The organism is Vitreoscilla massiliensis (assembly GCF_001457815.1).
In the GTDB taxonomy this organism is placed as follows: domain Bacteria; phylum Pseudomonadota; class Gammaproteobacteria; order Burkholderiales; family Neisseriaceae; genus Vitreoscilla; species Vitreoscilla massiliensis.
This window is the reverse complement of the sequence record NZ_LN898215.1, coordinates 91,819-99,111: the sequence shown is the minus strand read 5'-3', so window position 1 is coordinate 99,111 and position 7,293 is coordinate 91,819. Positions and strand designations below refer to the sequence as shown.

Here is a 7,293-nt window from a genome sequence, read left to right as displayed (position 1 = left end):
CCAGGGCTTTAGAATGGGGAGTTTGGCGGTGACCTACTTTCACATGGGTAATCCACACTATCATCGGCGCTAAATCGTTTCACGGTCCTGTTCGGGATGGGAAGGCGTGGGACCAACTTGCTATGGCCGCCAAACAAAAAGGGTATTAGAAAGCCGTTTTGTGAAGCGTCTTTGGACTGTTTTCACAAGGTTCGCTTTTTGTAAGTCGCGTATTATGCGCCTTACGTAAACTTAAATCAACAGGTAATGAATTGTATGCTTATTGTAGTAAGCTTCATCATTCGAAGTTCTTCAAATGATAGAGTCAAGCCTCACGAGCAATTAGTATGAGTTAGCTTCAAGCGTTACCGCTCTTCCACACCTCACCTATCAACGTCCTGGTCTCGAACGACTCTTTAGTGTGGTTAAACCACAAGGGAAGTCTCATCTTCAGGCGAGTTTCACGCTTAGATGCTTTCAGCGTTTATCTCTTCCGAACTTAGCTACCCGGCTATGCCACTGGCGTGACAACCGGTACACCAGAGGTTCGTCCACTCCGGTCCTCTCGTACTAGGAGCAGCCCCCGTCAAACTTCCAACGCCCACTGCAGATAGGGACCAAACTGTCTCACGACGTTTTAAACCCAGCTCACGTACCACTTTAAATGGCGAACAGCCATACCCTTGGGACCGACTACAGCCCCAGGATGTGATGAGCCGACATCGAGGTGCCAAACTCCGCCGTCGATATGAACTCTTGGGCGGAATCAGCCTGTTATCCCCGGAGTACCTTTTATCCGTTGAGCGATGGCCCTTCCATACAGAACCACCGGATCACTATGTCCTGCTTTCGCACCTGCTCGACTTGTGGGTCTCGCAGTTAAGCTACCTTTTGCCATTGCACTATCAGTCCGATTTCCGACCGGACCTAGGTAACCTTCGAACTCCTCCGTTACTCTTTGGGAGGAGACCGCCCCAGTCAAACTGCCTACCATGCACGGTCCCCGATCCGGATAACGGATCTGGGTTAGAACCTCAAAGTCACCAGGGTGGTATTTCAAGGACGGCTCCACAGAAACTAGCGTCTCTGCTTCAAAGCCTCCCACCTATCCTACACAAGTGACTTCAAAGTCCAATGCAAAGCTACAGTAAAGGTTCACGGGGTCTTTCCGTCTAGCAGCGGGTAGATTGCATCTTCACAACCACTTCAACTTCGCTGAGTCTCGGGAGGAGACAGTGTGGCCATCGTTACGCCATTCGTGCGGGTCGGAACTTACCCGACAAGGAATTTCGCTACCTTAGGACCGTTATAGTTACGGCCGCCGTTTACTGGGGCTTCGATCCGATGCTTGCACATCTTCAATTAACCTTCCAGCACCGGGCAGGCGTCACACCCTATACGTCCACTTTCGTGTTAGCAGAGTGCTGTGTTTTTAATAAACAGTCGCAGCCACCTATTCTCTGCGGCCCCACATCGCTTACGGAGTAAATCCTTAACGTTATGGGGCATACCTTCTCCCGAAGTTACGGTATCAATTTGCCGAGTTCCTTCTCCCGAGTTCTCTCAAGCGCCTTAGAATTCTCATCCTGCCCACCTGTGTCGGTTTGCGGTACGGTTCGATTTAAGCTGAAGCTTAGTGGCTTTTCCTGGAAGCGTGGTATTGGTCACTTCAGTTCCGTAGAACCTCGTTATCACTTCTCGGTGTTAATGAATTCCCGGATTTGCCTAAGAATTCCACCTACCGGCTTGAACAAACTATTCCAACAGTTTGCTGACCTAACCTTCTCCGTCCCCACATCGCACTTAAATCAAGTACAGGAATATTAACCTGTTTCCCATCGACTACGCATCTCTGCCTCGCCTTAGGGGCCGACTCACCCTACGCCGATGAACGTTGCGTAGGAAACCTTGGGCTTTCGGCGAGGGGGCTTTTCACCCCCTTTATCGCTACTCATGTCAACATTCGCACTTCTGATACCTCCAGCATGCTTCACAACACACCTTCGCAGGCCTACAGAACGCTCCCCTACCACATACGCTTACGCGCACATCCGCAGCTTCGGTTATAGATTTGAGCCCCGTTACATCTTCCGCGCAAGACGACTCGACTAGTGAGCTATTACGCTTTCTTTAAATGATGGCTGCTTCTAAGCCAACATCCTAGCTGTCTGGGCCTTCTCACTTCGTTTACCACTTAATCTATCATTTGGGACCTTAGCTGGCGGTCTGGGTTGTTTCCCTCTTGACACCGGACGTTAGCACCCGATGTCTGTCTCCCGAGGAATCACTTGATGGTATTCTTAGTTTGCCATGGGTTGGTAAGTTGCAATAACCCCCTAGCCATAACAGTGCTTTACCCCCATCAGTGTACCTCGAGGCACTACCTAAATAGTTTTCGGGGAGAACCAGCTATCTCCGAGTTTGTTTAGCCTTTCACCCCTATCCACAGCTCATCCCCTAATTTTGCAACATTAGTGGGTTCGGACCTCCATTACCTGTTACGGCAACTTCATCCTGGCCATGGATAGATCACTCGGTTTCGGGTCTACGCCCAGCAACTAATCGCCCTATTAAGACTCGATTTCTCTACGCCTCCCCTATTCGGTTAAGCTCGCTACTGAACGTAAGTCGTTGACCCATTATACAAAAGGTACGCAGTCACGGAACAAGTCCGCTCCCACTGTTTGTATGCATCAGGTTTCAGGTTCTATTTCACTCCCCTCCCGGGGTTCTTTTCGCCTTTCCCTCACGGTACTGGTTCACTATCGGTCGATGATGAGTATTTAGCCTTGGAGGATGGTCCCCCCATATTCAGACAGGATTTCTCGTGTCCCGCCCTACTTGTCGTTAGCTTAGTACCTTAATTGAGATTTCGAATACGCGACTATCACGCTCTATGGTCATACTTTCCAGAATGTTCTTCTATCTCGACTAATATCACTAACAGGCTTTTCCGTGTTCGCTCGCCACTACTTACGGAATCTCGGTTGATTTCTTTTCCTCTGGGTACTTAGATGGTTCAGTTCTCCAGGTTCGCTTCTCTAGACCTATGTATTCAGTCTAGGATACTCAATAAATTGAGTGGGTTTCCCCATTCGGACATCGCGGGATCAAAGCTTTATTGCCAGCTCCCCCACGCTTTTCGCAGGCTTACACGTCCTTCTTCGCCTATCATCGCCAAGGCATCCACCTGATGCACTTATTCACTTGACTCTATCATTTCAAGAACCTCTGACTTTGTTTAACTGGACAGTTGACGTGTCTTCCTTAAACTTGATTCTCTCTTACAATAAAGCTTACTACTTGGTTGTTACGATTAACGCCTTTTGAATTCGTTAATCGCAGATACAATCATCACCCAAATTACTGTGTTATTTAAGCGGCCTGTAAAGGCTGACTTACGTCTTGCTTAAACAACAACATTGTCTTTTGTTTGTTGATTTCGGCTTTCTAATTTTTTAAAGATCAATGCGTTGCTTTTTATGTGTTTCGCTTTGTACTGCTTATCCGCTCACACGCTTCGCAAATCAAAGACGACTAGTATACCATTTCCTTATTAACAAGGAAACAAATAACAGCCGCAGCTGTTAATCTTCTTTGATTTGCAAAGTTACTACAGCAGTCAGTGGTGGAGGCAAACGGGATCGAACCGATGACCCCCTGCTTGCAAAGCAGGTGCTCTACCAACTGAGCTATGCCCCCTCTGATGTATTGATACTTCGTTGCTCAGTCGCTCACATACATAAGTATGCTTCGCTTCTTCTCGCCTCGTCTGAATACATCATACTCAGCTAACTCCGTACCAACCACAACCATCACCTATAAGTCTTACTTAATAAGTGGTGGGTCTGGGAGGACTTGAACCTCCGACCCCACGCTTATCAAGCGTGTGCTCTAACCAGCTGAGCTACAAACCCAGGTCGTTGCTGTTTCTTCTTGCATCTTCATTTCAGTTTACCGATAAGTGTGAATGCGTCAAGCCTCTTCTATCTCTAGAAAGGAGGTGATCCAGCCGCAGGTTCCCCTACGGCTACCTTGTTACGACTTCACCCCAGTCATGAAGCATACCGTGGTAAGCGGACTCCTTACGGTTATCCTACCTACTTCTGGTATCCCCCACTCCCATGGTGTGACGGGCGGTGTGTACAAGACCCGGGAACGTATTCACCGCAGTATGCTGACCTGCGATTACTAGCGATTCCGACTTCACGCACTCGAGTTGCAGAGTGCGATCCGGACTACGATCGGCTTTATGAGATTGGCTCCACCTCGCGGCTTGGCTACCCTCTGTACCGACCATTGTATGACGTGTGAAGCCCTGGTCATAAGGGCCATGAGGACTTGACGTCATCCCCACCTTCCTCCGGTTTGTCACCGGCAGTCTCATTAGAGTGCTCAACTGAATGGTAGCAACTAATGACAAGGGTTGCGCTCGTTGCGGGACTTAACCCAACATCTCACGACACGAGCTGACGACAGCCATGCAGCACCTGTGTTACGGTTCCCGAAGGCACTCCTCCGTCTCTGGAGGATTCCGCACATGTCAAGACCAGGTAAGGTTCTTCGCGTTGCATCGAATTAATCCACATCATCCACCGCTTGTGCGGGTCCCCGTCAATTCCTTTGAGTTTTAATCTTGCGACCGTACTCCCCAGGCGGTCAATTTCACGCGTTAGCTACGCTACCAAGAGCTTTTAATCTCCCAACAGCTAATTGACATCGTTTAGGGCGTGGACTACCAGGGTATCTAATCCTGTTTGCTACCCACGCTTTCGAGCATGAGCGTCAGTGTTATCCCAGGGGGCTGCCTTCGCCATCGGTATTCCTCCACATCTCTACGCATTTCACTGCTACACGTGGAATTCTACCCCCCTCTGACACACTCTAGTTATCCAGTTTCAAATGCACGTCCCAAGTTGAGCTCGGGGCTTTCACACCTGACTTAAATAACCGCCTGCGCTCGCTTTACGCCCAGTAATTCCGATTAACGCTTGCACCCTACGTATTACCGCGGCTGCTGGCACGTAGTTAGCCGGTGCTTATTCTTTAGGTACCGTCATGACTCATTGGTATTATCAACAAGCTTTTCTTCCCTAACAAAAGTACTTTACAACCCGAAGGCCTTCTTCATACACGCGGCATGGCTGGATCAGGGTTCCCCCCATTGTCCAAAATTCCCCACTGCTGTCTCCCGTAGGAGTCTGGGCCGTGTCTCAGTCCCAGTGTGGCGGATCATCCTCTCAGACCCGCTACTGATCGTCGCCTTGGTAGGCTTTTACCCCACCAACTAGCTAATCAGACATCGGCCGCTCAAATAACGCAAGGTCCGAAGATCCCCTGCTTTCCCCCTTAGGGCGTATGCGGTATTAGCCACTCTTTCGAGTAGTTATCCCCCATTACTTGGTACGTTCCGATGTATTACTCACCCGTTCGCCACTCGCCATCAGGTGCAAGCACCCATGCTGCCGTTCGACTTGCATGTGTAAAGCATGCCGCCAGCGTTCAATCTGAGCCAGGATCAAACTCTTATGTTTAATCTCTAAGCTAATATAACTTCTGGTCTGCTTCTCAAAAGAAAAGAACGAGAAATGATTAATATCATATCTTGTCTTTACTTCTTTAGCAGTGTGAGGCTTTTCGCACTCACACTTATCGGTAATCTGTTTTTAAAGAGCTGTGCTACGACACCTAATAAAGCAACCGAAGCGGTTGTTTCGTTGCTGTGTCAGCAGCGAAGAAGCCGAATCTTACGCACATCTCACCAACTCGTCAACACCCAAGCAACAATATATTTACATGAAAATGAAAACTTGCTGATTTACTTGCGTTTTATAGGAAAATTATTTTATGCACCCGGCCAGAAGCCTTGTGTTTACTGTATGAACCCCGTTCACAAGCCATACAAAATTCTCTAAACAGACCGAAAATAAATCCAATATCTCCTAATTAAGCATCACAAACTGTTCTAGCAACACCATCACATCCAACTTACAGGCCGCTTTAAGAATGAATACCTGTATACCTATATAGAATGAGCTATATTTAAAACTGTATTTAGGATGAACTGCGCTTGCCACTAAATTCAATAGCTACTACTCAATGCGCCATCTATATTAATTAAAGACACATATATAGTACAAATCCCACTGTTCATATATAGACAGATATCGGTATTAATTAAGTAACCATACACACCCAATACAAATGCGGCCTGTAAAGTTATTTACAGGCCGCTTCTTTAATATTATTAAGTACGCTTCACAACACTTAGAAACTGTACCCCGTTTGCAATTCATCATCGCCTACCAATTCTACGATTAAGGCATAGAATGGTTGCAATTCATTATAGCGGCGGGTGGTGCGGCGCAAGTAGTTTAAGAAACGCGGGATTTCTGGGCGGTATTTGTCTTTGTTGTCACGGTGATAGAGGCGCGCGAAGATGCCGGCCACTTTCAAATGGCGTTGTACACCCATGTATTCAAACTCGCGGTAGAAATCGTCAAAGTTGGGATTCACTGGCAAGCCGGCAGCGCGGGCTTTTTCCCAATAGCGGATGACCAAATCCAATACAAAGTCTTCTTCCCATTCGATGAAGGCATCTCTTAATAAAGACACCAAATCGTAGGTAATCGGGCCGTACAAGGCGTCTTGGAAGTCCAATACTCCAGGGCGGCCGCGAGTCAACATCAGATTGCGCACGATGAAATCGCGGTGCACATACACTTTGGCCTGTTGTTCGATAACAGGCAACAAGACTTTTTCGGCAGCATCCCACCATTGGCGCTGTTTGAAATTCATCGGTTTGCCCAATTCTTTGGCCATAAACCATTCAGGGAACAAATTGATTTCGCGTTTTAAAACGGCTTCGTCATAAGGCGGCAATTGGTTTTCTTGACTGGCTTGTTGCAACACGATTAATTCATCAATCGCATCCAATAATAAGGCTTTGTGTACTTCAGGACGGGCATCGTGTTCCAAAGCGGCCAAATAAGGGATATTGCCCAAATCTTCCAAGGCCATAAAACCCAATTCGATGTCGTAATGCAACACATCGGGCACGTTCACCATTTGAAACAATTGTTGTACTTTTAAATACGGTTCAATGGACATTTTTTCAGGTGGGGCATCCATGGCAATGACGGTAGTGCCATCGCTGAACACAGCACGGAAATAGCGGCGGAAATCGGCATCGGCAGCGGCAAATTGCAGCTCGAGGGCTTGATCGGGGTATTGGCTTTGTAACCAAGTATGTAAGGCTTGTTGTCGTTGCATGGTGTTTTCAAGGTAAAATAAATGGCATTTTAACCTAGTTTT

Annotated in this window: 1 protein-coding gene, 2 tRNA genes and 3 rRNA genes; all 6 read right to left on the bottom strand. The window is 47.7% G+C overall.

Annotated features, from left to right (window positions below):
* Nucleotides 1–20 precede the first annotated feature (20 nt).
* The 6 genes from rrf to amgK all read right to left on the bottom strand — a co-directional run bounded on the left by rrf (nucleotide 21) and on the right by amgK (nucleotide 7,251).
* Nucleotides 21–134: ribosomal RNA gene (gene rrf / locus BN3003_RS00525) — 5S ribosomal RNA — on the bottom strand.
* Between the two features lie 166 nt (nucleotides 135–300).
* Nucleotides 301–3,192: ribosomal RNA gene (locus BN3003_RS00520) — 23S ribosomal RNA — on the bottom strand.
* A gap of 413 nt (nucleotides 3,193–3,605) precedes the next feature.
* A tRNA-Ala gene (locus BN3003_RS00515) sits at nucleotides 3,606–3,681 on the bottom strand.
* 138 nt (nucleotides 3,682–3,819) lie between these two features.
* A tRNA-Ile gene (locus BN3003_RS00510) sits at nucleotides 3,820–3,896 on the bottom strand.
* Between the two features lie 79 nt (nucleotides 3,897–3,975).
* Nucleotides 3,976–5,513, bottom strand: a 16S ribosomal RNA gene (locus BN3003_RS00505).
* Together the 16S, 23S and 5S rRNA genes with 2 tRNA genes alongside form the textbook arrangement of a ribosomal RNA operon.
* Nucleotides 5,514–6,246: 733 nt before the next feature.
* Nucleotides 6,247–7,251 (bottom strand): N-acetylmuramate/N-acetylglucosamine kinase AmgK, encoded by a 1,005-nt coding sequence (gene amgK / locus BN3003_RS00500; RefSeq protein ID WP_058304786.1) that lies wholly within the window; start codon nucleotides 7,249–7,251, stop codon nucleotides 6,247–6,249.
* Nucleotides 7,252–7,293 lie beyond the last annotated feature (42 nt).